20 protein-coding genes and 4 pseudogenes are annotated in these 26,551 nt (G+C 61.7%); 12 read left to right on the forward strand and 12 right to left on the reverse strand.

Features of this window, described 5'->3' with window-relative positions; genetic code table 11:
* Nucleotides 1–901: endonuclease/exonuclease/phosphatase family protein (locus tag IQK56_RS23515; protein WP_193901845.1), on the forward strand; the 901-nt coding region annotated here is incomplete at its 5' end.
* Between the two features lie 65 nt (nucleotides 902–966).
* Here the strand turns inward: IQK56_RS23515 and hrpB are convergent.
* A pseudogene (gene hrpB / locus IQK56_RS23520) lies at nucleotides 967–3,473 on the reverse strand (ATP-dependent helicase HrpB).
* 110 nt (nucleotides 3,474–3,583) lie between these two features.
* Here hrpB and IQK56_RS23525 point away from each other — a divergent pair.
* Both IQK56_RS23525 and IQK56_RS23530 read left to right on the forward strand, forming a co-directional pair.
* Nucleotides 3,584–4,003, forward strand: coding sequence for a hypothetical protein (locus IQK56_RS23525; protein WP_048724598.1), 420 nt, complete (start codon nucleotides 3,584–3,586; stop codon nucleotides 4,001–4,003).
* Nucleotides 4,004–4,012: 9 nt separating this feature from the next.
* Nucleotides 4,013–4,905: pseudogene (locus IQK56_RS23530) on the forward strand (cation diffusion facilitator family transporter).
* Here IQK56_RS23530 and IQK56_RS23535 read toward each other — a convergent pair.
* The gene (locus tag IQK56_RS23535; protein ID WP_150676967.1) at nucleotides 4,902–5,960 is read right to left on the reverse strand and encodes a DUF6515 family protein; all 1,059 of its coding nucleotides are present in this window, start codon (nucleotides 5,958–5,960) and stop codon (nucleotides 4,902–4,904) included. The pseudogene IQK56_RS23530 and the gene IQK56_RS23535 sit on opposite strands and share 4 nt — an antisense overlap.
* Before the next feature lie 417 nt (nucleotides 5,961–6,377).
* Here IQK56_RS23535 and IQK56_RS23540 point away from each other — a divergent pair, with 417 nt between their 5' ends.
* Both IQK56_RS23540 and IQK56_RS23545 read left to right on the forward strand, forming a co-directional pair.
* Nucleotides 6,378–6,857, forward strand: a complete 480-nt coding sequence (locus tag IQK56_RS23540; RefSeq protein WP_003176264.1) for an Lrp/AsnC family transcriptional regulator — start codon at nucleotides 6,378–6,380, stop codon at nucleotides 6,855–6,857.
* A 136-nt stretch (nucleotides 6,858–6,993) separates the two neighbouring features.
* A complete protein-coding gene (locus IQK56_RS23545; protein WP_016773053.1) occupies nucleotides 6,994–7,203 on the forward strand; it encodes a DUF2788 domain-containing protein in 210 nt (69 codons plus the stop codon).
* On the opposite strand, the gene IQK56_RS23550 is transcribed toward IQK56_RS23545, so the two are convergent.
* From IQK56_RS23550 to IQK56_RS23565, 4 genes and pseudogenes are all read right to left on the reverse strand, one after another.
* On the reverse strand, nucleotides 7,198–7,833 hold the full coding sequence (locus IQK56_RS23550) for a pseudouridine synthase (protein WP_112196833.1): 636 nt from the start codon (nucleotides 7,831–7,833) through the stop codon (nucleotides 7,198–7,200). The two genes, IQK56_RS23545 and IQK56_RS23550, sit on opposite strands and share 6 nt — an antisense overlap.
* Nucleotides 7,834–7,905: 72 nt before the next feature.
* Nucleotides 7,906–9,378, reverse strand: coding sequence for an AMP nucleosidase (gene amn, locus IQK56_RS23555; protein ID WP_003176267.1), 1,473 nt, complete (start codon nucleotides 9,376–9,378; stop codon nucleotides 7,906–7,908).
* A 114-nt stretch (nucleotides 9,379–9,492) separates the two neighbouring features.
* Nucleotides 9,493–11,147 (reverse strand): annotated as a pseudogene (locus IQK56_RS23560) (acyl-CoA dehydrogenase family protein).
* Nucleotides 11,148–11,214: 67 nt separating this feature from the next.
* Nucleotides 11,215–13,605: a hybrid sensor histidine kinase/response regulator gene (locus IQK56_RS23565; RefSeq protein WP_193862356.1), complete on the reverse strand. Its 2,391-nt coding sequence runs from the start codon at nucleotides 13,603–13,605 to the stop codon at nucleotides 11,215–11,217.
* 276 nt (nucleotides 13,606–13,881) lie between these two features.
* Between IQK56_RS23565 and IQK56_RS23570 the strand changes: the two are divergent.
* The 4 genes and pseudogenes from IQK56_RS23570 to IQK56_RS23585 all read left to right on the forward strand — a co-directional run bounded on the left by IQK56_RS23570 (nucleotide 13,882) and on the right by IQK56_RS23585 (nucleotide 17,416).
* Nucleotides 13,882–14,677: pseudogene (locus IQK56_RS23570) on the forward strand (hydroxymethylpyrimidine/phosphomethylpyrimidine kinase).
* A 32-nt stretch (nucleotides 14,678–14,709) separates the two neighbouring features.
* Complete coding sequence (gene thiE / locus IQK56_RS23575; protein WP_122310003.1) at nucleotides 14,710–15,333, forward strand: thiamine phosphate synthase; 624 nt, start codon at nucleotides 14,710–14,712, stop codon at nucleotides 15,331–15,333.
* Nucleotides 15,334–15,351: 18 nt separating this feature from the next.
* Nucleotides 15,352–16,635 (forward strand): glutamate-1-semialdehyde 2,1-aminomutase, encoded by a 1,284-nt coding sequence (hemL, locus tag IQK56_RS23580; RefSeq protein ID WP_122310001.1) that lies wholly within the window; start codon nucleotides 15,352–15,354, stop codon nucleotides 16,633–16,635.
* A gap of 226 nt (nucleotides 16,636–16,861) precedes the next feature.
* On the forward strand, nucleotides 16,862–17,416 hold the full coding sequence (locus IQK56_RS23585) for a tetratricopeptide repeat protein (protein ID WP_150676963.1): 555 nt from the start codon (nucleotides 16,862–16,864) through the stop codon (nucleotides 17,414–17,416).
* Between the two features lie 6 nt (nucleotides 17,417–17,422).
* On the opposite strand, the gene IQK56_RS23590 is transcribed toward IQK56_RS23585, so the two are convergent.
* From IQK56_RS23590 to IQK56_RS23615, 6 genes are all read right to left on the reverse strand, one after another.
* Nucleotides 17,423–18,535, reverse strand: a complete 1,113-nt coding sequence (locus IQK56_RS23590; protein WP_122309997.1) for a succinylglutamate desuccinylase/aspartoacylase family protein — start codon at nucleotides 18,533–18,535, stop codon at nucleotides 17,423–17,425.
* A 9-nt stretch (nucleotides 18,536–18,544) separates the two neighbouring features.
* Entirely contained in the window at nucleotides 18,545–19,255 is a 711-nt protein-coding gene (locus tag IQK56_RS23595; RefSeq protein ID WP_122309995.1) for an ABC transporter permease, read from the reverse strand.
* A complete protein-coding gene (locus tag IQK56_RS23600) occupies nucleotides 19,252–19,968 on the reverse strand; it encodes an ABC transporter permease (protein WP_150676961.1) in 717 nt (238 codons plus the stop codon). The genes IQK56_RS23595 and IQK56_RS23600 overlap by 4 nt, the downstream gene beginning before the upstream one ends.
* Nucleotides 19,969–19,985: 17 nt before the next feature.
* Nucleotides 19,986–20,744 carry a transporter substrate-binding domain-containing protein gene (locus IQK56_RS23605; protein WP_122309993.1) on the reverse strand — a complete coding sequence of 253 codons (759 nt, stop codon included), beginning with the start codon at nucleotides 20,742–20,744 and terminating at the stop codon, nucleotides 19,986–19,988.
* 38 nt (nucleotides 20,745–20,782) lie between these two features.
* A complete protein-coding gene (locus tag IQK56_RS23610) occupies nucleotides 20,783–22,837 on the reverse strand; it encodes an oxidoreductase (RefSeq protein WP_193862353.1) in 2,055 nt (684 codons plus the stop codon).
* Between the two features lie 227 nt (nucleotides 22,838–23,064).
* Nucleotides 23,065–23,391, reverse strand: coding sequence for a DUF1820 family protein (locus tag IQK56_RS23615; RefSeq protein WP_076952681.1), 327 nt, complete (start codon nucleotides 23,389–23,391; stop codon nucleotides 23,065–23,067).
* Between the two features lie 130 nt (nucleotides 23,392–23,521).
* Between IQK56_RS23615 and miaB the strand changes: the two genes are divergently transcribed.
* The 3 genes from miaB to ybeY all read left to right on the forward strand — a co-directional run bounded on the left by miaB (nucleotide 23,522) and on the right by ybeY (nucleotide 26,520).
* Entirely contained in the window at nucleotides 23,522–24,850 is a 1,329-nt protein-coding gene (gene miaB, locus IQK56_RS23620; protein ID WP_122309989.1) for a tRNA (N6-isopentenyl adenosine(37)-C2)-methylthiotransferase MiaB, read from the forward strand.
* A gap of 214 nt (nucleotides 24,851–25,064) precedes the next feature.
* Nucleotides 25,065–26,069, forward strand: a complete 1,005-nt coding sequence (locus IQK56_RS23625) for a PhoH family protein (RefSeq protein WP_122309987.1) — start codon at nucleotides 25,065–25,067, stop codon at nucleotides 26,067–26,069.
* Nucleotides 26,062–26,520 (forward strand): rRNA maturation RNase YbeY, encoded by a 459-nt coding sequence (gene ybeY / locus IQK56_RS23630; protein WP_122309985.1) that lies wholly within the window; start codon nucleotides 26,062–26,064, stop codon nucleotides 26,518–26,520. The genes IQK56_RS23625 and ybeY overlap by 8 nt, the downstream gene beginning before the upstream one ends.
* Nucleotides 26,521–26,551 lie beyond the last annotated feature (31 nt).

Raw genomic sequence — 26,551 nt, forward strand, 5'->3', positions numbered from 1 at the left:
CCTGGCCGGCAAGAACTACGTGTTCTGGTACGACACCCCCGACGGCAAAGGCCCGGACGAACGCCCCACCGTGGAAGACATGGCCGTGAGCCTGGACGAAGTGGCGCGGGTGATTCGCGACGAACAGCCCGACATCCTGCTGTTGCAGGAACTCGACGAAAACGCCAAGCCCTCCCATTACCAGGACCAGTTCGCACTGTTGCAGGAACGCCTGGTCGACCTCTATCCGTGCAGCGCCCAGGCCTTCGACTGGAAGGCCGACTTTGTGCCCGACCGGCATATCTTCGGCAGCGTCGGCCGCAAACTCGCGACCCTCAGCCGCTACCAGATCGAACACGCCGAACGCCTGCAACTGCCGGCTGCGGACGCCAACATCATCCGCCGTCAATTCCAGCCAAAACCGGCCTTGCTGCTGACCTACCTGCCCCTGAGCGACGGCGGCCAACTGGCTGTGCTCAACACCCGCCTGGACGACGACGCACCTGGGCGCAGTGCCGTGCAGGAGCAAGTGCAAGCCACCGTGAAACTACTGGATAAATTCGAAGGCCGTGGCACCCCGTGGCTGATTGGCGGCGACTTCAACCTGCTGCCTTTGGGGCAATTCCTACGGTTGGATGCCGGCAAGCGCGGGCAGTATTCGCCGGACAGCGAACTGCATTTGTTGTGGGACAAATACCCGATGATCCCGAGCAACAGCCAATCCAGCGGGATAAACCGTGAAAAATGGCTGACGTATTTCCCCAACGACCCAAGCCTGGACGGGCCGGATCGCACGGTGGATTATCTGTTCTATAGCTCGCGGATCAAGCGGGTGGAGGCGAAGGTGCGGCAGGAGGATACGTTGCGTATCTCCAACCACCTGCCGGTGATTGCACGGTTCCTGCTGCCCGCCGCGCAATAACTAACGCCAAAGATCCAAATGTGGGAGGGGGCTTGCCCCCTCCCACATTTGGGTCTCTGTAACGCTCACTTTCGGGGTTTGATTCGGGCAGTCGGCTCTGCGATCAACGGATCATCCGGCCAATAGTGTTTCGGATAACGCCCCTTCAAATCCTTCTTCACTTCCGCATACGTACTGCGCCAGAAGTTCGCCAGATCCTGGGTCACCTGTACCGGCCGCCGCGCCGGGGACAGCAGGTGCAACTTCACCACCTGACGCCCGCCCGCGATCCGTGGCGTATCCGCCAGCCCGAACAGCTCCTGCAAGCGCACCGCCAGGATCGGCGGCTGTTCGCTGTAGTCCAGACGCACCGACGAGCCCGATGGCACTTTCACATGCTGTGGCGCCAGCTCGTCCAGGCGCTGGGGCAGCGGCCAGGGCAGCAGGTTGTGCAGGAAACTGGAAATATCCAGGTGGGCGAAATGACTCAGGCGCGAGACTTTACCCAGGTAAGGCATCAGCCAGTGCTCCAGGCCGGCGAGCAAGGCCGTGTCGCTGATGTCGGGCCATTCGCTGGTTTTGCCGGCGTCCAACTGGCGCAGTAGCATCACACGGGCCTGCCATTGGCGCAGCTCGGGCGTCCAAGGCAGCAACTCCAGGCCTTTGCGCCGCACCAGATTGACCAGCGCCTGGCTGCGCGCATTCTCGTCGAGGCCCGTGAGGGGTTCGCGGCTGAGCACCAGTTCACCGACTTTGCGCTGGCGTTCGGCGCGCAACACACCTTCGCGCTCATCCCAATCCAGCTGGTCGACGTTACGCACTTGCTCGGCGAGTACCGACTCGAACAGCGCCGGATCGAAATCCGCCGCCAGGTAGATGCGTTCTTCGCGCTGACCCTGGCGGCTGCCAAGGTCGGCGATGACCAGCCAGGGTTGTTTCATCAGGCTGTCGGCTTCGGCGAACAGCGCGGCGCGGCCGTTGGCCAGGCGGTATTCGGCACCGCCAGGGCGCCGTTGCTGGGCGACGCGGTCCGGGTAGGCCAGGGCCAACAAGGCGCCGAGCCAACGCGGATGCTCGGGATCGGCCACCGGTTGCGTGGCCTTGCCTCTCAAATACCCGCGATATTGCCGCGCCAATTGCTTGGCCCGTTGCACGCCGCCTTGGGTTCCCCGCGCCCGTTCTTCGCCGGACAGCAATGCCAGACGACTGTGCAAATCCGCGCCGCCGCCGCGCAAGATATCGCGCTCACCCAACAAGGCGGCGACATCACAGGCGGTGGCCGCCAGCCCCAGGTCCTGCCCGCGCAGCAGCAAATGGGCGATGCGCGGGTGAGCCGGCAATTCGGCCATTTTCTGGCCATGGGTGGTGAGTGTGTCTTCATTCAATGCGCCGAGGCGTTGCAACAGATCCTGGGCCTGGGCATAGGCGGCGATCGGCGGCACATCCAGCCACACCAGTTGCGTCGGCGTAACGCCCCAGCGCGCCAGCTGCAAGGCCAGGCCGGCAAGGTCGCCGCGAGGATTTCCGCACTGCCATACGCGGCCAGGCCTTCATGCTGGTCCTCGGACCACAACCGATAACACACCCCCGGCTCCAGGCGCCCTGCCCGGCCAGCACGCTGGGTGGCGCTGGCACGGGAGATACGCTGGGTGTCGAGGCGGGTCATGCCGCTGCCGGGGTCGAACCGCGGCACCCGCGCCAACCCGGCGTCGATCACCACGCGCACGCCGTTGATGGTCAGGCTGGTCTCGGCGATGTTGGTGGCCAGTACGATTTTGCGTTTACCTGCGGGTGCCGGGTCGATGGCGGCGCGCTGGGCATTCAGGTCCAGCTCGCCATGCAGCGGGCACAACAGCACATCAGGGCGATCACCCAGCGCGTCGGCCAGTTGCTGGTGGACCCGGCGAATCTCGGCCTGCCCCGGCAAGAACACCAACACGCTGCCGGTCTCGTCATGCACCGCTTCGAGGACGGTCTGCACCACACGCGGCTCGATAAATTCGCCAGCCTGGTACGGCCGGCCCCAGCGCATCTGCACCGGGAACATGCGCCCCTCACTGCGCAGGATCGGCGCGTCATCCAGCAGGCTGGCCAGGCGCTCACCTTCCAGGGTCGCGGACATCAGCAGGATCTTCAGCGGTTGCTCGTCGCGAAACAGCTCGCGGCCGTTGAGGCTCAAGGCCAGCGCCAGGTCGGCGTCGAGGCTGCGTTCGTGGAACTCGTCAAAGATCAGCAGGCCCACGCCGTCCAGCGCCGGGTCGTCCTGCAGGCGGCGGGTGAGGATGCCTTCGGTGACCACTTCGATGCGCGTGTTGGGGCCGACCTTGCTGTCGAGGCGGATGCGGTAGCCGACGGTTTCGCCGACCTTTTCACCCAGCTCACTGGCCAGGCGTTCGGCGGCGGCGCGTGCGGCCAGGCGGCGTGGTTCGAGCATCAGGATGGTTTGCCCGGCCAGCCAGGGCTCGTTTAATAAGGCCAAGGGCACACGGGTGGTTTTACCGGCACCGGGCGGCGCTTCCAGCACGGCTTCATGGCGATTCGCCAAGGCGTCACGCAGGGCGGGTAAAACATCATCGATTGGCAACGAATTCATACTGGCTCCAAAGCAGAGCGGCGAGTATAACGGCGAACTGCCGGATGCCGACGCTGGTCTCAATGGCAGTGCTATATAGTCCCGTATCAACTGTGTTCAGGAGAGTATTCATGCGTATCGCTTCCCGTGTCATCGGCGGTGTCCTCGCCGTCACCCTGCTGAGCCAACTGACGGCCTGCGGTTCGATTTTCTACCCGGACCGCCGTGGCCAGATCGACGGCAAGATCGACCCGACCATCGCCGTGCTCGACGCCGTGGGCCTGCTGTTTTATGTGATCCCCGGCCTGATCGCGTTTGGCGTCGACTTCGCCACGGGCGCGATTTATTTCGAGCCGGGCAAGACGGCCCAGGTCGCCCCGGAAAAACTCCAGGAAGCCATCGGCGCCGACGGCAAGGTCGACAATGCCAAGCTGCAAACCATCATCCAGAAAGAAACCGGCCGCACCCTGCCGCTGGACGACCCGCGCATGATCCAGTTCAAAGGCAGCGTGCAACAACTCGCCAGCCTGGGCCTGCAACCCGCCGCGTAAGGACTGCCCATGACCAGCAGCCCCGAACACGCCAGGCTTCTGCGCCTGGCACCCGCGCCTCCGTTGGCGTGGCCTGTGTGCTGATTGTTACCAAGGCGATTGCCTGGTGGTTCAGCGGCTCGGTGAGCATGCTCGCCGGGCTGACCGACTCACTGCTCGACGGCGTGACGTCGCTGCTGAACCTGCTGGCGGTGCATTACGCCTTGCGCCCGGCCGATGACGATCACCGTTACGGCCATGGCAAGGCGGAGTCGCTGGCGGGCATGGCCCAGGCGCTGTTTATCGGCGGCAGTGCGGTGTTGATCGCGCTGCAGGCCTATGCGCGCTTGCAGCATCCGGAGCCCGTGGGCGCGCCGTGGTTGAGCATTGGGGTGATTGTGTTTTCCCTCGCGCTGACCGTCGCGCTGCTGATGCTGCAACACCGGGTGATCCGCGAAACCGGCTCCAATGCAGTGCGCGCCGATTCGCTGCATTACCGTTCCGACCTGATGCTCAACGGCAGCATCCTCGTGGCGCTGGTGCTGGCGGGCTTCGGTTTCCATCAGGTCGATGCCTGGTTCGGGCTGGGGATTGCCGCCTACATTTTGTGGAGCGCGATCCAGATCGCCCGGGAAAGCTTTGCGGTGTTGATGGATGAAGAACTGCCGCCGGACGTGAGCCAGCACATGCTCGAACTCGCCCGTGGGGTGCCTGGGGTATTGGGAGCCCATGATCTGCGCACGCGGGTGTCGGGCAACCACTGGTTTGTGCAGTTGCACCTGGAGTTGCCGGGGGAATTGACCCTGTCAGTGGCCCACGGCATCAGCGACCAGGCCGCCGATGCCATTCACCGCGTCTACCCGCGGGCCGAAGTGCTGGTGCACGCCGACCCGCGTGAAGTGGTGCTGGGCGCCAAGGCCTAGTACTGGACCTGGTAACCGCGACTGCTCAAGCAGTTGCCCTGAGCCTGGCGGTAGGTTTGCACCACCGCCGGGTCAGGGGCATAGGTGACGGCCTGCGGGTCGAAGCCGCTTTGCTGCACCGCCCAGCGATAACAGTCATAACCGTCCTGCTGCACCTGGGCCGGTGACTGGCCGTTGGCGGGATAGGCGACCACGTCATAGCCATTGCCCTGCGGCGCCGGTTGCGGCGAAGGCACTTGCGCCGGGGGTTGGACCACCACGTATTGCTGGGTGCTTTGCTCGTAGGCGTAATAGGCACCAGCGGCAAGAAATAGCAGCGAACCGCCCACCCACACTTCTCGTGCATAGTCCGGCAGGTAATGCACCCGGATGCCATACGGCGGCGCCACTACGACGTAGCGCGGCCCCTGCGGGCGATACCAGTAGCCGCCGGAAAAAAAGTAGTCCTGCCCGCGATACGGCACGCGGTAATTGCGGTCGGGGAAACGATCAATGACATAGCCGGGACGATGCTGCGGGCCTGGGCCCCAGCCATTGCCATGGCCGTCGGGGCGACCTGGCCAGCGGTTATCGTTGGGACGTCCGTTATCGCCCGGACGGGAACCTGGGCCGCCGGCCTCCCAATGCCGATTGTCATCGTTGCGTCGAGGAATGTCGCGATAGTAGCCCTGGCGCGGTTCCTGGGTCTGGCGCACGGTATCGGGACGGCTCTGGATCGGCAGGTTGTTCGACGGCTGAGGTTGCGGGGCCGGCCGACTCTGTTCATTGGCCTGCGGGCGGCTTTGCCATTCACCGCCGCCGTTCTGCCCGCCGCGTTCGACGTGCTGATTCTGTGGGCGTTGCGGGATGTTTTCCGGGCGCGACTGATTGTTCTCGGGGCGCGGCTGATTATTCTGCGGCCGCCCGCCCCCTTCCGGCCCCCGCTCATGCTGACCGCCGCCGCCCTGCGGCCGTTGCCCCTGGCCCGGTGAGTTATCGCGTTCGTCGGCCATTACCTGCGTGCCGACACTGACCACCAGCAAACCAACACCTGCCATACGCCAGATGCGCTTCATGCTATTCCTCACTGCGGATTAGGGCTTACAGATGAGACTGGAAAAGCCTCGCCCGGTTCTGAGACAGGTTATCAGTCGCCGGAAGTATTTTCTCAAGGCAAAAGAAAAGGGGTGACCCGTCGGCCACCCCTTGAGAACTTCGTCCTGGCTCAACGCTTTTGGCGTTGGCTCACCTCACGCCGTCTTGTGGACAGTGTGCAGCCTGGAGGCCGGCTCAACCCTGCTGGGGTGGCGGCCGCAGCGGGCCTGATTGGGCTCGCTGTAAGTGGACTGTTGTCCAGGCGGTGATTCTGTTGATAAAGATACAGGCCCGCGCCCGACAGATGATTGCGAAGATTGCGTCAATAAACAGTGCTTGCGCAATTTTTAACCCTTCATGGATAATTCACCGCAATAGTTACGACAAAGGCCAACCCGATGAGCAAGCTTGACCGATACGACCTGAGTATTTTGGCGGAATTGCAGCGCGACGCGAGGATCTCCAACCAAGAGTTGGCCGAGCGCATCGGCTTGTCGCCTTCGCCGTGCTCGCGCCGGGTCAAGCAGTTGGAGGACGACGGCTACATCTCGCGCCAGGTCGCCCTGCTCGACCGCAAGATGCTCGGCCTGAGCCTGACCGCCTACGTATTGATCGGCATGGACCGCCACACACCCGAGCGTTTCGAGAATTTCGAAGCGGCCATCCGCACCTTGCCGCAAGTACTGGAATGCAGCCTGGTGACCGGAATGGATGCGGACTACCAGTTGAAAGTGGTGGTGCCGGATATGGATCACTATCAGAAACTGCTGCTGGGGCACCTGACCCGGATCGAAGGCGTGACCAGCGTGCGCTCGAGTTTTGTGCTGAACCAGGTACTTAACAGCACCGAGCTGCCATTGACCCACCTGCGCACCTAAGATCAGTGAAGGCCAAATGTGGGAGGGGGGCTTGCCCCCTCCCACATTTGGATTGCGCTTGGACTCAGGTCAATGTTGCGCCTGTAGCGCTGCCTTATACTTGCCGCCCGCCCCACGGAAGAGCCCCATGAACAACATCGACCCCGCCCTCTTCGAAGAATGGATGATGACCGGCCTGGTCAGCATTCTGATCATTTTCATGGGCTTTATCGTCTGGGACCTGGCCAAGAAGTCCAAAGCCGGGCGCTTTGGCTCGTTCATCCTGTTTTTCGTGCTGGGCCTGGGCGTGGCCGCGTTCATCATCAAGAGCGTGGTGATCGGCCTGATCGAGTCCGGCGCCTTATAAGCGCGCCGGCACTTCCTTCCACTGGCCTTGGTCGAGGCCTTCGATAGACCAGTCGCCAATACGCACGCGCACCAGACGCAAGGTCGGCAAGCCCACTGCTGCGGTCATGCGCCGAACCTGGCGGTTACGCCCCTCACGAATCACCAACTCCAGCCAGTGGGTCGGCACGCTTTTGCGAAACCGCACCGGCGGGTTGCGCGGCCATAACTCCGGTTCTTCCAGTTGTCGCGCTTCGGCGGGCAAGGTCTTGCCGTCGTTAAGCTCGACACCGTCGCGCAGGCGCTGCAGTTGTTCTTCAGTCGGCTCGCCTTCCACCTGCACCCAATAGGTTTTCGCCAACTTGTGCTTGGGATCGGCAATCCGTGCCTGCAACTGGCCGTCATTGGTCAGCAGCAACAGGCCTTCGCTGTCGCGGTCCAGGCGGCCGGCCGGGTAGATGCCGGGGATGTCGATGAAATCCTTGAGCGTCGCCCGTCCGCCTTCGTCGCTGAACTGGGTCAGTACGTCAAAAGGCTTGTTGAACAGGATCAACTTCGGCTCGGCCGGTGGCGCCTTGGCGACACGACGAGCAGCGGAATGCGGAGGTTTCACACCAGGGCGGCGTGAATCGGGGCGAGTAGGACGGGACATGGCAAAAGGAACATCTAACGGTCAGGACCGACAATGCTAGTGGCCTGACCGCTAAATGACCATCCCAACCGTTTAGCGGAACGGCGGCTCGTCGAAACTGCGCAGCTTGCGCGAGTGCAGCGAGTTGAGTTCGGTGCGCAGCAGGTCCACCGCCTCGATACCGATCTTCAGGTGCTGGCTGACCGCACGTTCATAGAACGCGTTGGCCGAACCGGGCAGCTTGATCTCACTGTGCAGCGGCTTGTCCGAGACACACAGCAAGGTGCCGTATGGCACCCGCAAACGATAACCCTGTGCGGCGATGGTGCCGCTTTCCATGTCCACCGCCACGGCGCGGGACAGGTTGATCAGCGGCCGTTCCTGGGCCCAGCGCAGCTCCCAGTTGCGGTCGTCGTAGGTCAGCACGGTGCCGGTGCGCAGGCGTTTTTTCAGCTCTTCGCCTTTTTCGCCGGTGACATTGGCAGCGGCTTGCTGCAACGCCATCTGCACTTCGGCCAGGGCTGGAATCGGGATGTTCGGCGGCACCACCCGGTCGAGGATCCCGTCGCGGCGCATGTAGGCGTGAGCCAGTACGTAGTCGCCGATGGTCTGGGATTGGCGCAGGCCGCCGCAGTGGCCGATCATCAGCCAGCAATGCGGACGCAGCACGGCCAGGTGGTCGGTGATGTTCTTGGCGTTGGACGGGCCCACGCCGATGTTCACCAATGTCACGCCGTGGCCATCAGTGGCCTGCAGGTGGTACGCCGGCATCTGGTAACGGTGCCAGACCACGCCCGCAGCGATGGCTGACGCTTCGCCGTGATCCATGCTCTTGTCGATCACCACGTTGCCCGGCAGCACCATGCGGATAAAGCGTGGGTCGCTGCGCAATTGCTCCAGGCCATGCAGGATGAACTGGTCAACGTAACGGTGATAGTTGGTCAGCAGGATCCACGGCTGCACATGTCGCCAGTCGCTGCCGGTGTAATGCACCAGACGGCGCAGAGAGAAGTCCACACGGGCCGCATCGAACAGCGCCAGGGGCAGCGGGTCGGTGTTTTCCCAGTCGTAGAGGCCATCGGCAATGCCATCGGTGGCGGCCGACAAGTCGGTGCTCGGGAACACGCGGGCCAGGGTCGCAGCGGTCACACCGGAGCCGGCCAGTTCGTCGCCCTGCTCCACCACGTACGGGTAAGGAATGTTCTGCTGGCTGACGCCCACTTCCACCGTCACGGTGAAGTCGTGCATCAACGGCACCAGTTGCTCCAGCAGGTATTTACGGAATGCCGACGGATGGGTGACGGTGACGCTGTAGGTCCCCGGTAACTGAACCTTGGCATATGCCCTGGTGGTCTGTGGGACTTCGCCGTGGCAGTGGTAGGTCAGACGCAGTTCCGGATAACGAAACAGTGCGCGTTGTGCGGCGTCGGGTTCGACGCGGTCCTTGAGGTATTGCTTGAGGGCCTGGTTGAGCGCGCCGGTAGCACGCTCATGCAGAGCCGCCAGCCGATCCACGGCTTCTTCGGCGGTTTGAACGACAACAAAAGCTTCGGTCACGGTAAGCATCCTGTGTTCTGACGTGCAGGCCTTTATCTTGCCTGTATCCCGGCTTCACTGAAACAGGTGGTTTGGAATGCATTTTAAAATGTGGGCGGGGGCTTGCCCCACCTTGGCCCGTGTTTACTTGGGGGGCTGGGGTGTGGCTCGCTGGACAATCGCCGCCACATCAATACCGCGTGGCAAGGCGCCATACACCCGACCCGACGATTCACCCAACCGGCTGGCGATGAAGCCATCACTGACCGCCGCATTCCCCGCCTCCAGCAACAGCTTGGCCTGCAAGGCGACAGCAATATCCTCGGTCAGCTGGCGTGCGCGGTACTGGATGTCCTGGGTGTCCATGAACGCCGACTTCAGGCGTTCGATATGCCGCGCCAGTTGCTTGTCACCATGGCCATCGCCCAGCTCGACAAACAGCGTTTCCAATACGCCCGGCTCCTTGGACAGTGCGCGCAGCACATCCAGGCACTGCACATTGCCGGAACCTTCCCACGTCGAGTTCACCGGCGCCTCACGGTAGAGGCGCGGCAGGATACTGTCCTCCACATAGCCGGCTCCGCCCATGCATTCGGCCGCTTCGTTGATCATCGCCGGTGCGCGCTTGCAGATCCAATACTTGCCCACCGCCGTCACCAGCCGGGCGAATCTGGCTTCCTGCTCATCGCCCAGGTGATCCAGGGCGCGACCCATGCGCAGGCTCAAGGCCAAGGCGGCCTCGCTTTCCAGGGCCAGGTCGGCCAGCACGTTTTGCATCAGCGGTTGTTCACTGAGAATGCGACCACCCACCAAACGGTGGGCGCAATGATGGCTGGCCTGGGTCAGCGCCTGGCGCATCAAGGCGCTGGAGCCGACCATGCAATCGAAGCGGGTCATGGCAACCATCTCGATGATGGTCGGCACGCCGCGGCCTTCTTCGCCGATCATCCAGGCCAGGGCACCACGGAACTCTACTTCGCTGGAGGCGTTGGAGCAGTTGCCGAGCTTGTTTTTCAGGCGCTGGATATAGAACTCGTTGCGCGTGTCATCTGGACGGTGCCGGGGCAGCAGGAAACAGGTGAGGCCCTTGTCAGTCTGGGCCAGGGTCAGGAACCCATCGCACATCGGCGCCGAGCAGAACCACTTGTGCCCCACCAGTTCGTAAGCCTGCCCCGGACCACCGGCGCCTACCGGATACGCACGAGTGGTGTTGGCCCGCACATCGGTGCCGCCCTGTTTTTCGGTCATGGCCATGCCATGGTGGCGCCGGCCTTGTGGGCAATGCCGACATTGCGCGGGTCGTATTCGGTGCTGAGGACTTTCGGCAACCAGGTCTTCGCCAAGTCTGGTTGCAAGCGCAGGGCCGGGACACAGGCGAAGGTCATGGTCAGCGGGCAGCCGGTGCCGGCTTCGGCCTGGCTATGAAGGTAAGTCATCGCGGCCCGCGCCACGTGGGCACCGGATTGCGGATGAGCCCACGGCAATGACGGCAGGCCGTGTTCGACGGCGGTGCGCATCAGTTCGTGATAGGCCGGATGAAATTCCACCAGGTCGATGCGATGGCCGTATCGGTCATGACTGTTGAACACCGGTTTATTCTGGTTCGCCAGGAACCCGGCCACCATCAACGGCCCTCCGGCCAGCGCACCATAGGCATCGATGCGCGCCTCTGCCCAGCCGGCACCAAAGCGGCGCGACCACTCTTGCAGCGGCAGATCGATGCGGTACAGGTTGGTGCCATCCAGGGATGGGGGCTGGTTGGTGACGTCGTGGGTTTCAGCGAACGGGTGCAGGTTCATGACGGGCCTCCTGGAAACAGCCCCGTTGGGTTGAGGCCTTAATTTCAGTTAAGCACCGTCATCCGCCTTAAAAAAGTGGCATACCCGCCGAATACCCGGCGCGTTCACCCTCTTGCGGACGCAGCACCCGGCGTGCCAACACCGCCTGCAACGCCTCGAAACGCACGGGCTTGGCGAGGCGGTCGGAGACGCCGATGCCATGACAATGCTCGCGCTCAGACACATTCAGTGACGTACTCAAGGCAATCACCGGCAACTCACCGCAGCCCGGCAGGGCACGGATCTGACAGCACAATGAGAAGCCGCCTTCAGGTATATCCAACACTACTGCGTCGAAATTACCGCCCTGCAAAGCCGCTAGAGCGCTGGGGCCGCTGTCCACGTTTTTTACCCGGTAACCCAGCTTGAGCAACATGCCGCGCACGGCCAATTGGCCGACGCTGTTGTCATCCACCAGCAGCACTGCGCAGTCTTGGGGCGCACGCTGCCGGTCTTCTGCTGGTTTTGCTTGTGGCGCCACCGGGCTGACTTCCACCTCCAGCTGGAAGCGGCTGCCCTTGCGCGGCTCGGAATGATGGGTAAGGCGCCCACCCAGCAACTCGATCAATTGCCGACAGATAGCCAGGCCGATACCCAGGCCGCCGTATTCGCGAGTCATGGAACCATCCAGCTGGAAAAACCGCTGGTACAGGGTGGCCTCGTCGAGGAAGGCAAAGCCAATACCGGTGTCGGTCACAATAAAGCTCAGGCGCAAGCCACCGTGACTGTGGGGCACCCCCACCACCCGCAGGCGTACGGCGCCTTCGTGGGTGAATTTGAATGCGTTGTCCAGCAGGCAATCCAGGCACTGGATCAGTTTGTCGGCGTCGCCCACCACCCGGTCCGGCAGTTCATCGGCCACGTCGATGGAAAACGCCAGGCCCTTGCTCTGGGCGCTGACACTGAACTGCTGGCGCAAGGTGTCGAGCACACCGCGCAGGCTGAACACTTGCGACTGGGCACTCAGGCGCCCGGCTTGCAGTTCGGTGAGGGTGAGAATGCCATTGACCATGCGCATCATGTCCCGCGCCGAGCCGGCAGCGGTTTGCTGGTATTGCGCCAGGTCGTCGTCCAGCGGCACGGTTTGCATCAGCTCAAGGGAGCCGATCACGCCGTTCATGGGGGTGCGCAGTTCGTGGGTCAGGGTGGCGAGGAACTCATCCTTGAGCCGGTTGCTGCGGGCAAGCTGCTGGTTGAGCACTTCGAGCTTCTGGCTGGCGTCGAGCAGAATCTGCGCCTGTTGTTCACGCATGGAGTTGATGCGGTCTGCCAGCGCCAGGGACAACAGCGCCACTTCAATCGCCGAACCAATCTGGCTGGCGTACATCGTGAGGAACACATTGGGCAGGTAGCCCAGCACCATCAGCGTATTCACCACCCCGCCCAGCAGGAACGCCGACCAGGCGATGATGAAATAGCGCGCCACCCGCTGGCCGCAGTACCAGGCCTTGATGGCGGCGACAAAGATGGTCACGGTGAACACCAACGCCAGGCCGGTAGCCAGGCGCAGCGCCAGGGCGTAGCTGGTCATCAGCGACAGCAGCATGACCACCGCGCCACAGCCCACCAGCGCCAGCAGCAAACGGTTGATCCAGCGGCTGTGTTGCGCGGTGTGCAGGAAACTGCGCGCAAACAGGCTGCCAAACAACGCCGCCGCGCCAATCAGGAACGGCGTCGCGGCATTCGCCCACCACGGGCTGTTCGGCCAGAAATACTCCACCGCCGCGCCGTTGACCGACAGCTGGTACATGCCGAACGAAGCGATATAGAAGATGTAATAGAGGTAGCTGGTGTCGCGCACGCTGAGGTAGATAAACAGGTTGTAGACCAGCATCCCCAGCAACACGCCGTAGATCAGGCCCAATACATACAGGCGCAGCGGCTGCTGCTCCAGGTAGGCGGTGCTGGACCAGAGCGTCAACGGGGCCTGGATCGAGCCTTCGCTTTGCAGGCGCAGGTAGACGGTTTTCGCCTCTCCGGGATTGAAGTCGACCTTGAACAGGTAGTTGTTCTGGCGAATCTCACGGGCGGAAAACGGCAAGGCATCCCCGGTGCGCCCGGCCAGACGGTAGTTGCCGGTGCTGTCAGGCAGGTACAGGTCAAGGTGGTCCAGCGGCGGATAGGCCAGTTCCAGCAGCCAGGTGCGTCGGGCCTCGGGGCTGTGGGGCAGGTAATGCAGGTTGACCTTGATCCAGAACACCGAACGTGAATAGCCGGCATTGAGGGTGTCTTTATCGTGGGGTTTGAACTGCAGGGCGGCGGAAGGCGCGCTGACGTCGGCAATGGTGAGGGCATCGGTGGGGTCTTCGAGCACTTGCATGGCTCGGCCCAGCGCCAGGCTGCGGGTGTCCTGGTTGAACTCAATGGCGCTCGCGAGCATCGGCAGCCCGCACAACAATAAAATCAGCAAATAGCGCATAGAGCCCCAGCGTGGCCTGTCCGGTAATGTCAAAAGCTCCCCATTCCTTTTGAGAAGACGTACACCGGCGGTACAGTTAAGTTGTTTGGATCCACTTTAGCATAGCCGCTAAAGGCCATTGGACACCATTGAAATAATTTTCTTGAAGGCTCTAGAACAAGCGTTTCAGCGCACTTTTGCGCAACGAAAAGCGCCAAAAAAGCGTCGCATTTTGGACAAAATTCAACCATCGCCCGACGGCCACGCCAAAAGCGTTTGGTGGTAAGCTCGCGCACCATGAATATCTACAGCTCTCGCCCTGTTGTCCTCTGTCTCTCCGGCCATGATCCCAGTGGTGGCGCCGGCTTGCAGGCAGATATCGAAGCCCTGCTCGCCCAGGGGTGCCATGCGGCTCCGGCCGTCACCGCCCTGACCGTGCAGAACACCGTCAATGTCAGCGATTTCCGCGTGCTCGACCGCGAGTGGGTGCTGGCCCAGGCCAATGCCGTGCTCGGCGACTCCGAAGTGGCGGCGGTCAAGCTGGGCATGCTCGGCTCCACCGCGATGGTCGACACCGTGGTCGAACTGCTGCAGGCGCACCCGCACCTGCCGGTGGTGTGCGACCCGGTGCTGCGAGCCGGCGGCGGCGGCAGCCTGGGCAAGGACGAAGTCGGCTACGCCATGCGCGAGCGGCTGTTACCGTTGTCGCTGATTGCCACGCCCAACCTGCCCGAAGCGCGCATCCTCGCCGAACTGCGACGGCACTGCGGATGAATGCGCCGAAAAGCTGCTGCCGTTTATCAAGCACCTGTTGATCACCGGCGGCCATGGCGACGAGCATGAAGTGCACAATCGCCTCTACAGCCGCGACGGCACCCAGCAGACCTTTACCTGCCAACGCCTGCCCGGCAGTTATCACGGTTCTGGCTGCACCCTGGCCAGCGCGCTGGCCGGGCGGATCGCCCAGGGCGAAGGGCTGGTGAGCGCGGTGCAATCGGCGCTCAACTACACCTGGCGCACCCTGCGTGACGCCGAACAGCTCGGCCAGGGTCAGTTTGTACCGCGCCGTTTGCCGCTGGATTTCTGTTCGTAACTTTCTGCTCTTAGAAGCAAGAGGCCTGCCCGATGAAACTACGTGGCCTTTACGCCATCACCGACAGCCAACTGCTGGCCGGCAAATTCCTCGCCTATGTAGAAGCGGCATTGGACGGTGGCGTGACCCTGTTGCAGTACCGCGACAAAAGCAGCGACGAAGCCCGGCGCCTGCGCGAAGCCGAAAAGCTGCGGGAGCTGTGCTCGCGCTATAAGACCCAACTGATCATCAACGATGACGCCGAATTGGCCGCGCGCCTGGGCGTCGGCGTGCACCTGGGCCAGACCGACGGCCCACTGACGCCAGCCCGTGCGTTGCTCGGTTCCAAAGCCATCATCGGCGCCACCTGTCACAGCCAGATCGAACTGGCCGAACAGGCCGCGAAGGAAGGTGCCAGTTACGTCGCCTTCGGTCGCTTCTTCAATTCCACTACCAAGCCCGGCGCGCCTGCCGCCACCGTTGAAATGCTGGCCGAGGCCCGCAAGCGACTGCACCTGCCGATCTGCGTGATCGGCGGTGTCACCCTGGAGAACGCCGAGCCCTTGGTGGCCCACGGTGCCGACCTGCTGGCCGTGGTCCACGGCCTGTTCGGCGCCGACAGCACCCAGGAAGTCACGCGCCGCGCCCGCGCCTTCAACGCTTTAATCAAATCCTGAATTCAGAGAGCCCTCGCCATGTCTCGTTCCGAAACCCTGTTTGCCAATGCCCAGAAACACATCCCCGGCGGTGTGAACTCCCCCGTGCGTGCGTTCAAGAGCGTGGGCGGCACGCCGTTGTTCTTCAAGCATGCCGAAGGCGCCTACGTTACCGACGAAGATGACAAGCGTTATGTGGATTACGTGGGCTCGTGGGGCCCGATGATCCTGGGCCACAGCCACCCGGACGTGCTGGACGCGGTGCGCAGGCAGCTGGAACACGGCTTGTCCTACGGCGCCCCAACCGCCATGGAAACCGAGATGGCTGACCTGGTGTGCTCGATCGTGCCGTCGATGGAGATGGTGCGCATGGTCAGCTCCGGCACCGAAGCCACCATGAGTGCGATTCGCCTGGCCCGTGGTTTCACCGGCCGCGACAGCATCATCAAGTTCGAAGGCTGCTACCACGGCCACTCCGACAGCCTGCTGGTCAAAGCCGGCTCCGGCCTGCTGACCCAGGGCGTGCCAAGCTCGGCCGGTGTGCCGGCGGCATTTGCCAAGCACACCCTGACGCTGCCGTTCAACGACATCGCTGCCGTCGAGCAGATGCTCAGCGAAGTCGGCCAGGACGTGGCGTGCATCATCGTCGAGCCCGTGGCCGGCAACATGAACTGCGTACCGCCGGCGCCGGGCTTCCTCGAAGGCCTGCGCGAGCAGTGTGACAAGCATGGGGTTGTGCTGATTTTCGACGAAGTGATGACGGGCTTTCGCGTCGCCCTCGGCGGTGCACAGGCGCACTACGGCGTGACGCCGGACCTGAGCACCTTCGGCAAGATCATCGGCGGCGGCATGCCGGTGGGCTGCTTCGGCGGCAAGCGCGAAATCATGCAGCACATCGCGCCGCTGGGCCCGGTGTACCAGGCCGGCACGCTGTCCGGTAACCCGTTGGCCATGGCCGCCGGCCTGACCACCCTGCGTTTGATCAGTCGCCCTGGCTTCCACGCCGAGTTGACCGACTACACCACCCGTCTGCTGGATGGCCTGCAACAGCGCGCCGACGCAGCCGGTATCCCGTTTGTCACCACGCAGGCCGGGGGCATGTTCGGCCTGTATTTCAGCGGTGCCGACGATATCGTCACCTTTGATGACGTGATGGGCAGCGACGCCGACCTGTTCAAGCGCTTCTTCCATCTGATGCTGGAAGGCGGCGTGTATCTGGCGCCAAGTGCCTTTGAAGCGGGTTTTACGTCGATTGCCCATGGCGAAACCGAGTTGCAACTGACCCTGGACGCCGCTGAGCGCGCATTCGCTGCCCTGAAGTAATCGGTCGCAAAAATCTGGCGTCGCTGTAGGCGGCGTCAGATTTGCTACTTTTCTTACAGAGATTTCCTTATTTTTTCGAGAATTTACCTGCAATCCGGCAGATAACTTGCCCAAGCAGCAGAAAAACGAGTAAAGACTTTGTAAGCAGAGGCCTGCTTATTTCATAATGCGCGCTTATTGGATCCCGTGAGGGTCCGCGCGCCCCGTCAGAGGTAAGTCGATTCCCATGAAACGCACCGGCCGCACCCTGGTACTGGGCTGCCTGTTGCTCCTTCAGCCGCTGCTGGCACATGCCCAAGCAGGCGGCAACTCGTTGTTAATTCCAGCGATGGGTCGTTGCACCCTCAATACCCAGCCAGACGGCCAGGCCGAATCCCTGAGCGCGTGCCAGAAACAGGCCGACGATGGGGATGCGCAGGCGCAATACGAGTTGGGTGAGTACTTCCACGACAGTAAAAACCCGGCACGCGACCTCAACAAAGCCTTGAGCTACTTTGAGAAAGCTTCGTTGCAGGGCCACGCCCAGGCACAATTTCAGCTCGGCACCATGTTCTTCAAAGGCGAAGGCGTGCCGGCCAATAACGTTCAGGCGTATATCGTGCTGAAAATGGCCGCGGTCAACGGCGCCGAAGACGCACTGGACACCGCCGACGAAGTCGCCGAGCACATGCAACGCGATGAGCTGGAAGTCGCTACCCAGGTGTTGGGCCAGATTTTCCGCAACTACCTGCAGGAATTGCAGAGTGCCGATGGGCGTTCGCCGTTCTCGCCCCTGCCATAAGTCGTTTCAAGGCGATAACAGATACCCCTCTCGATAGGCCTTTGCGCCTGCGACATGGGCAATCGTCATGCCCGCCGTCGCCATTCGCCGCACGGAGCGAACATACACAAGCCCTTGATGCACACACGCGACCGGCGTTACGCGGTCAGTGATCGGATCAATGATTTCCGCCAGCGTTTGCCCCGCCTCCACGTAATCGCCCACCTGCGCGCAAAACACAATCAAGCCGCCCACCGGGCTTATCACCGGCTCTACCGCTGCCAGCGGCGTCGGTGGGTTGAGCAATGGCGGCAGCGGTGGCGCATGGCCTTCGATGGCACCGCGCTGCATCAGGTAGTTGATCAACCCCTCACAGTCCTGACGCGCCAGCTCGTGGTCCACATCCGCAACACCGCGTAACTCCACGGTCACGGCAAACCCTGGCGCGGCAAAGCGCCCGGTAAAACGCGCCTGCATCTGTGCCCAGAACAACGTAAAACTCTCATCGAACGACTGCCCGCCCGCCTCGCGTGCCAAAAAGCAGGCCCTGGCGCCCAAGTAGCGCGCCAAAGGCTCAACGTCGGACCAAAAATCCGGCGACAGATACAGGTGCTGCACGGCTTCAAAATCACAATGCAGATCCAGCACGATATCGGCGTCGCAAGCCAGCGTTTGCAGGAGCAAGCGCATGGATTGCAACGGCGTCGTCGGCACCTGGCTGGCCAACGTTTGCCGCAGGGTCGAGCGGATCAGTTGCAGATTGTTGGCCGGATCATCGGTCAGCAGGCCTTGCACCCGATCACCGACCGCTTGGCTGACATCCAGGAAGCAGCGGTTGAAGTTCTCCCGGCTGTCGTTATCGAAGCGCCCCTGAGGCACATCCATCAGCACCTGCTCCAACCCCTGCGGATTGGCCACCGGCACCAGCACGACTGACCAACGCAACAACCCCGCCGCCTCCAGCCGCGCCAACTGCTGTTTCAAATGCCATAAGACCAGCATCCCTGGCAGTTCATCGGCATGCAGCGAGGCTTGGAGGTAGACCTTGCCCGCGGCATGGGCCGGACCGTAATGAAAGCTATGAATCTGCCGTGACGTACCCGGTACAGCCGCCAGCAATTGATGCACACACGCCTGCATATCAGCCCCCTATCGGCCTGGATCAAGAAAACGCAACCAACGCCGCTCAGCCAGGCGAAACAGACCGACCAACGCAAATGTGATGCACAGGTAGAGGGCTGCGGCGAGACCAAAGGATTGGAACGTCAGGAAAGTTGCGGCATTGGCATCCCGTGCCACTTTGAGGATGTCCGGCACCGTGGCCGTAAACGCCAACGTGGTGGAATGCAGCATGAAAATCACTTCATTGCTGTAATAGGGCAATGAGCGGCGCAAGGCCGAGGGCATGATCAGGTGGACATACAACTTCCACCCATCGAACCCAAGGGACCGGGCAGCCTCGATTTCCCCACGCGGCATTGCCCGAATCGCGCCTGCCAGAATCTCTGTGGTGTAGGCCCCCGTATTCAGGGCGAACGCCAGCAGCGTGCAGTTAATCGCCTCACGGAAAAAGCCATCCAACAGGGGTTGCTCGCGCACGGCCGCAATGCTGTAGATCCCGGTGTAGAAGATAAGTAACTGGATATACAACGGTGTGCCGCGAAACAGGTAGGTGAAGCTTTGTACCGGCCAACGCAGCCAACGCCGGGACGATACCCTGGCGATGGACAGCGGCAATGCCAGCAGCAGGCCGAAACACAACGAGGCGCTGGTCAGCCATAAGGTCATGGCCAAGCCGGTCATTTGCTGACCGTCGGAGTAGATGAACGGCTGCCAGTAATCCTGGATCAACTCGATCATGGCGATGACTCCTGCACACCGTGGCCGTAGCGACGCGCCAACCCGCGCAGGACGAGGCTTGAAACACTGCTCAGTAGCAGATAAATCAATGCGGCCATCAGCAAGAAGGCCAGCAACTGCTGGCTGCTTTTGCCGGCGACCTGGGCCACCTTGACCAAGTCCGCCAGACCGATGATCGACACCAACGCAGTAGCCTTGAGCAAGACCATCCAGTTATTGCCGAGCCCCGGCAGGGCGAACCGCATCATTTGCGGGAATATCACGTGCACAAAACCCTGGGTGGCGGTCATGCCCAGGGCCTTGGCGGCCTGGAACTGGCCACGCGGCACGGCCAGCAACGCGCCGCGAAAGGTTTCGGTGAAATAGGCGCCGTAGATGAACCCCAGCGTAAGCACGCCCGAACTGAATGGGTCGATTTCGATATAGGCCCAGCCCAGTGCCTGGGTCAGGCGGCTCAAGCCGGTCTGCACCCCATAGAAGATCAACAACATCAACAGCAGGTCTGGCACCCCGCGAACCAGCGTGGTGTAGAGCTGCGCGCAGAACCGCCAGGTCCTGACCCTGGAGAGCTTGGCGCCTGCACCGAGCAATCCGAAGGCCAGCCCCAGCAGCAACGACAGCAGCGCCAGTTGCACCGTGATCCAGACACCGCGCAGCAAAAGCGGCGCGAAACCGTCCAGGGTCGCGGTAAATTGCGTAAAAGTGGGTAGCATGCTGAGGCCCTCGCCGGTCATTGACCGCTGAACATGCTCACGCCTGGGAAGTACTGCTCTTGCAGCCGAGCATAGGTGCCGTCCGCGTGCAGAGCGGCCAGCCCTTTATCGAGCAGGGCTTTCAATGCCTGATTGCCCTTGGCAAGGCCGATTGCGCTTTTGGAAGGCATCAGTTCGCTTTCAATCACGTTGCCCATCACGAACCCCGCGCCCTGGGGTGTGCGCAAAAACCCGCTCTTTGCCTGCTGGACATCCTGCAGTGAAGCGCGCAGACGGCCCGCCACCAGGTCGGCGTATACCTGCTCCTGATCGGCATAGGCCACGATCCTCATGCCCTGCGGCGCGAGTACTTGCCGGGCGTAGGCTTCCTGGGTACTGCCCTGCAAATAGCCGACGGCCGTGCCCTGGGCCAATTCCGTGCCGGGGCGAAACACCATGGCGGTTGGGCTGGAGAAGACCTCCGAGGAGAAATCGATGACTTTCTGCCGCGCATCCGTGACCGTCATTGAGGCGAAGATCGCGTCGATCTTACCGGCGTTCAAACTTGGGATCATTCCATCAAAGTCGCTCTCTACCCATTGGCAGCGAACGTTCAAGTGTGCGCAGATGGCATTGCCGATATCAACTTCGAAACCGGTCAAAGTGCCTGTCCCGTCCTTGTAGGCAAACGGAGCATAGTTGGGATCGACACCAAAACGGATAACCGCATACTCTTTGGCCAAGAGGGAGGTGTTTATAAAGAACGTGGCGAATAACATCAGGATTATTTTTTTCATTATTGTATTCCTCGTTATTGATGAAACAGCGGGACGGACTAAACCTCGATATGGGGAATCTCTCGACGTACATGTAAAGAATCAGCAGGCGCATCAAACTCTCGGGCGATTCGATGCCCCGAATACACGGCTGCGGCAATCGTGCCGGGGGCCACGCAGTCTCCTATCAACGTCACCGTATTGATGCCAGCCGCGTGCAGTTGCTCAGGCGCGCTATTCAGCACGTGGTACAGCGCCTGCTCGGGTTCTCGGGAAGTCACCACCAGCAGGGACGCGGCGGCGATAAAGCGCGTCCGCCCGGTGTAGACACACCCGGCGAGCACACCTTCCGGCATGCACCTGACCAGCGTGTGGGACGCAATGATGGTGACATTCAACTCCAGCAGCCGGCGCTGGATACGGTGTTGCTCAAGGGTGTTATGGGTCCAGGTCGCCACATCCGCCGCCGGGGTGACAAATATCACCTCCACGCCGCGCGCCACCAACTGCTCGGCCAACACGCTGCCCATGTAATAGTGATCGTCGTCGAACAGCAGCACCGGAGAAGGCGGCAGCACGCCCGCCATCAGATCGTCCGGCGTCAGCACGGGCAGGCACTCCAGGCCCGGCAACGTGCAGCGCAGGGCGCGTCCCACGCCGTCACGTCGCCAGTGAGAACCAGTGGCGATGAACACATGTTCGGCCGCAAAATCCAGAACGTCCTGGGCCTGCAAGGGGCTCTCCCGATAGATCTCGACCGACGCCAGACGACTCAAGGCATCCAGTCGATAGTCGATGACCCGCGACCAGCTCGCCAACCCGGGAAGACGGGACTCCAGCGCCACGCGCCCACCCAGCGTGCGCAGGCTATCGACCAGCGCCACCTCCATCCCCCGCCCACCCAGTATCCGTGCGCACTCAAGGCCCGCAGGCCCGGCACCGACCACCAATGCGCGCCCAGGATGACGTACACGATTGACCGACTCCGGGTGCCAGCCGCGCCGCCACTCTTCGCCCATGGTCGGGTTCTGTGTGCAACGCAAAGGCGTGCTGGTGTGGTCGCCACTGACACACACATTGCAGCCAATGCACTCACGGATCTCCTCAGCGCGCCCCTCTTCAATCTTCTTCGGCAGGAAAGGATCGGCAATCGACGGGCGGGCCGCGCCGATCAAGTCCAGGACGCCACGACGAACCAGGGAAACCATCGTATCCGGCGAGGTGAAGCGTCCTACGCCCACCACGGGCTTGCGGGTCAACGCCTTGAGCCCCAACAGAAAGGCCTCTTGATAACCTTCCGGGGCAAAGCGCGAGGTCACGCTGTCGTTGGACCAGTCGGCCACATTGACGTCCCACAAGTCCGGCAGGTCCGCCAGCATCGAGAAAATTTCAGCGCCCTCCCCCTCACGGCTCAAGCCGCCGGCCGTCTGCTCATCCACCGCCAGGCGAACGGCCACGGCACACCGGTCACCTACCGCATCGCGGGTGTCCTCAATCAATTCGCGCAACAGGCGCACGCGGTTTTCCAGCACACCGCCGTACTCATCCGTGCGGCGGTTGTTGCGCGGCGTAAGAAAATGAAACGGCAGGCCCAGGTCATGCCCCGCGTAGACATAGATGATGTCAAACCCCGCCGTCCGCGCCCGCAGCGCGGCGGCGCGGTGCATGGCACGCAATGCCTGGATATCGACGCGACTCATCGCCCGGGCTTGCACCGGGTCATAACCGCGCACCGGCGTATTGGAGGGCGCCCAGGGAATCTCACGACTGTAGCGGTTAGGCGCGGAGTAACCATTGAACGCCAGCTCTACGCCGGCCAGAGAACCGTGCTCGTGGACGGCCTCACACATGCGCGCCAGCGCCGGAATGTCGCGTTCATCCCATAAACGCGCCTCGATGTAAGGAGAGAACTCGCTCACCGGGCTGATCTCACACTCCTCGGTGCAGACCACGCCCCACCCGCCTTCGGCTTTTATGCCACGCATGCGCGCCATGGCCGAAGGGTGCACATGCCCCATGCCATTACAGTGGGGAACTTGATAAAAACGATTGCGGGTAAGCACCGGCCCTATTTGTACCGGTTCAAACAGAATGTCATAGCGAGGATCGCGCACAGGGCTACTCCCGAACAGATAAGTTCGTTAATGACGGCGTGATAAGAAACTCGATACTAACTAATGGGGAGGTTTAACAAAGGTGAAGCCTGGGATGCTTGGTTGTATTTTTATTATTGATGTATTCATAGCGCCCTCTCTGCATAAACAAAATTTGCTATCTTTCAAACAAAATGTCCATGCACGACAGAGCACAATCAGAAACGCCCTACAAAATAGTTTGGATTCTATTTTTCAGGCATCGGCATCGGAAATGGCATCACATTGCTGGTGCCCCGTGCTTCGCTGATCTTCGGCGTACCCATGCGCTCGACTTCATCGATGCGCACAATCGAATGCATCGGCACAAAGCTGCGCACCACGCCTTCAAATTGCGCCTTGAGCTTCTCCTCGCCCGGGTCGACGACCAATTGGGTACGCTCGCCAAAGACGAACTCTTCCACTTCCAGGAAACCCCACAGATCACTTTGATAGATCTGCTTGGCGTACATTTCGAACACCTGGCCCTGGTTGAGGAAAATCACCTTGTAGATTGGAGCTTCACGTTTGGTCATGGTGGGCGAGCAACACATCGGGGATATAAAAGAGGGCGCGAACTATAGCATGGCACCCGATGTACAACGCTAGGAACCAATGGGCATGCCCCCTATAATGCGCGGTCTTTACCACCAGTTGACGATTCCCATGGCCAAGAAGCTTTACATCGAAACCCACGGTTGCCAGATGAACGAGTACGACAGCTCGCGCATGGTCGATCTGCTGGGCGAACACCAGGCCCTGGAAGTCACCGCCCGCGCCGAAGATGCCGACGTAATCCTGCTCAATACCTGCTCGATCCGCGAACGGGCCCAGGACCGTGTGTACTCGCAGCTGGGCCGCTGGCGTGAATTGAAACTGGCCAACCCGGACATGGTCATCGCCGTCGGCGGTTGCGTGGCCAGCCAGGAAGGCGCCGCGATTCGCGACCGCGCCCCCTATGTCGATGTGGTCTTCGGCCCGCAAACCCTGCACCGCTTGCCGGAAATGATCGACGCTGCCCGTGCCACCAAGTTGCCTCAGGTAGACGTCTCCTTCCCGGAAATTGAAAAATTCGACCACCTTCCCGAGCCGCGTATCGACGGCCCAAGCGCCTACGTGTCGGTGATGGAAGGCTGCAGCAAGTACTGCACCTTCTGCGTGGTGCCCTACACCCGCGGTGAAGAAGTCAGCCGGCCATTCGACGACGTGCTGGCAGAAATCATCCACCTGGCCGAGAACGGCGTGCGCGAAGTGACCCTGCTGGGCCAGAACGTCAACGGCTATCGCGGCCTGACCGACGACGGCCGCCTCGCGGACCTGGCGGAATTGATCCGCGTGGTGGCGGCTGTGGACGGTATCGAGCGCATCCGCTACACCACCTCGCACCCGCTGGAATTCTCCGACAGCCTGATCCAGGCCCACGCCGACGTGCCGGAACTGGTCAAGCACCTGCACTTGCCGGTGCAATCGGGCTCGGACCGCATCCTGTCGGCCATGAAGCGCAACCACACCGCCCTGGAATACAAATCCAAACTGCGCAAATTGCGCGCAGCGGTCCCGGGCATCTGCATCAGCTCGGACTTTATCGTGGGTTTCCCCGGCGAGACCGAAAAAGACTTCCAGCAGACCATGAAGCTGATTGAAGACGTCGGCTTCGACTTCTCCTACTCGTTCGTCTACAGCCAGCGCCCCGGCACACCGGCCGCTGACCTGGTGGACGAAACCCCGGAAGCGCTGAAAAAAGAACGCTTGAACGCGCTGCAGCACCGCCTGAATCAGCAGGGTTTCGAGATCAGCCGACAAATGGTCGGCTCGACCCAGCGGATTCTGGTCACCGACTATTCGAAGAAAGACCCGGGCGAGCTGCAAGGCCGTACCGAGAACAACCGAATCGTCAACTTCCGTTGCGACAATCCGACCCTGATCGGCCAGTTTGCCGATGTGCACATCGATGCGGCGCAACCGCACTCGTTGCGGGGTTCGTTGATCCAATAATGTTCAGATCACCACTGCTCACAATGTGGAAGGGGGCTTGCCCCCGATGGCGGTGTGCCAGCCAGTACCTGCGGCGACTGCCCCCCCCTATCGGGGGCAAGCCCTCCCACATTGGAATTACGCCGCACTCGGGTTAGATAAGTGCTTTCGTACCCGCGACTCTGGCGTTATTCTCTCTTTCACCTCAATTGCCAAAGGGCGGCTAAAAGCGACCTTGAACGCACCCATAGTAGAACCCCATCGTTTTATCCTTGAGCCCTTTGAGGCTCGCCGTTTCGCCAATCTGTGCGGACAGTTCGACGAGCACCTGCGCCTGATCGAACAACGCCTGAGCATCGAAATCCGCAATCGCGGCAATCAGTTCGAGCTTATTGGTGAACCCCAACACACCTCGTCCGCAGAAAACCTGCTGCGTCGCCTCTATCGCGAGACCAAGGGCAGTGAACTGTCACCGGAAACGGTGCACCTGTACCTGCAAGAGTCCGCCGTAGAAGACCTGGCCAACAACCCTGTGGCCGAAGCCAGTGTGGCCTTGCGTACCAAAAAAGGCATGATTCGCCCACGCGGCCTGAATCAGCAGAAGTACGTCAAGGAAATCCTCGGCAACGACATCAACTTCGGCATCGGCCCGGCCGGCACCGGCAAGACCTACCTGGCCGTGGCCTGTGCGGTCGACGCCCTGGAGCGCGAGCAAGTGCGCCGCATCCTGCTGGTGCGCCCGGCGGTTGAAGCGGGCGAAAAACTCGGCTTCCTGCCCGGCGACCTGGCCCAGAAGATCGATCCGTACCTGCGCCCGCTCTATGACGCACTGTACGAAATGCTCGGCTTTGAATACGTGGCCAAGCTGATCGAACGCCAGGTGATCGAGATCGCCCCGCTCGCCTACATGCGCGGTCGTACCTTGAACAACAGCTTCATCATCCTCGACGAAAGCCAGAACACCACCGTCGAGCAGATGAAGATGTTCCTGACGCGTATCGGTTTCGGCTCCACTGCCGTGATCACCGGCGACATCACCCAGGTCGACCTGCCCAAGGGCACGAAGTCCGGCCTGGGCCAGGTGATCGAGGTGCTCAAGGACGTGCCGGGCATCAGCTTCACGCACTTCATGCCCAAGGACGTGGTTCGCCACCCGCTGGTACAGCGCATTGTCGAAGCCTACGAGCGCTTCGAACACCGCGACGACGGACTGTCAAAGGACGTTCGCCGCGATGCTTGAGCTTGACCTGCAGCTGGCCACCGAAGCGCCCGCCCCCAGCGAAGAACAGTTCCGCCAATGGTGCGCCCTGGCCCTGCGCCAGCGCACCGCCGATTCGGAACTGACCATCCGCCTGGTGGACGAGCCCGAAGGCCGCGAACTGAACCACACCTGGCGCCAGAAGGACTACGCGACCAACGTGCTGTCCTTCCCCGCCGACGTTCCCGACGAGCTGCTGGATATCCCGTTGCTGGGCGATCTGGTGATCTGCGTCGAAGTCGTTGAGCGCGAGGCGAAGGAGCAAGGCAAGGAACTTGAAGCCCACTGGGCTCATCTAGTCATCCACGGCTGCTTGCATCTCTTGGGTTACGACCATATAGACGATGACGAAGCCGAGGAAATGGAAACACTGGAACAAACGTTGCTTGCCGAATTGGGTCACCCTGATCCGTATGCAGACGACGAAACATAACTGACACAACAAAGGATTTAGAGTAATCGCT

This window comes from Pseudomonas cyclaminis (genome assembly GCF_015163715.1).
Taxonomy (GTDB): Bacteria; Pseudomonadota; Gammaproteobacteria; order Pseudomonadales; family Pseudomonadaceae; genus Aquipseudomonas; species Aquipseudomonas cyclaminis.

Coding starts and splice junctions, on each gene's coding strand:
- IQK56_RS23525 (WP_048724598.1), top strand. CDS start 3,584: ATGCGTATCGCTTCCCGTGTCATCGGCGGTGTCCTCGCCGTCACCCTG.
- IQK56_RS23535 (WP_150676967.1), bottom strand. CDS start 5,960: ATGAAGCGCATCTGGCGTATGGCAGGTGTTGGTTTGCTGGTGGTCAGT.
- IQK56_RS23540 (WP_003176264.1), top strand. CDS start 6,378: ATGAGCAAGCTTGACCGATACGACCTGAGTATTTTGGCGGAATTGCAG.
- IQK56_RS23550 (WP_112196833.1), bottom strand. CDS start 7,833: ATGTCCCGTCCTACTCGCCCCGATTCACGCCGCCCTGGTGTGAAACCT.
- amn (WP_003176267.1), bottom strand. CDS start 9,378: ATGCTTACCGTGACCGAAGCTTTTGTTGTCGTTCAAACCGCCGAAGAA.
- IQK56_RS23565 (WP_193862356.1), bottom strand. CDS start 13,605: ATGCGCTATTTGCTGATTTTATTGTTGTGCGGGCTGCCGATGCTCGCG.
- thiE (WP_122310003.1), top strand. CDS start 14,710: ATGAAACTACGTGGCCTTTACGCCATCACCGACAGCCAACTGCTGGCC.
- hemL (WP_122310001.1), top strand. CDS start 15,352: ATGTCTCGTTCCGAAACCCTGTTTGCCAATGCCCAGAAACACATCCCC.
- IQK56_RS23585 (WP_150676963.1), top strand. CDS start 16,862: ATGAAACGCACCGGCCGCACCCTGGTACTGGGCTGCCTGTTGCTCCTT.
- IQK56_RS23590 (WP_122309997.1), bottom strand. CDS start 18,535: ATGCAGGCGTGTGTGCATCAATTGCTGGCGGCTGTACCGGGTACGTCA.
- IQK56_RS23595 (WP_122309995.1), bottom strand. CDS start 19,255: ATGATCGAGTTGATCCAGGATTACTGGCAGCCGTTCATCTACTCCGAC.
- IQK56_RS23600 (WP_150676961.1), bottom strand. CDS start 19,968: ATGCTACCCACTTTTACGCAATTTACCGCGACCCTGGACGGTTTCGCG.
- IQK56_RS23605 (WP_122309993.1), bottom strand. CDS start 20,744: ATGAAAAAAATAATCCTGATGTTATTCGCCACGTTCTTTATAAACACC.
- IQK56_RS23615 (WP_076952681.1), bottom strand. CDS start 23,391: ATGACCAAACGTGAAGCTCCAATCTACAAGGTGATTTTCCTCAACCAG.
- miaB (WP_122309989.1), top strand. CDS start 23,522: ATGGCCAAGAAGCTTTACATCGAAACCCACGGTTGCCAGATGAACGAG.
- ybeY (WP_122309985.1), top strand. CDS start 26,062: ATGCTTGAGCTTGACCTGCAGCTGGCCACCGAAGCGCCCGCCCCCAGC.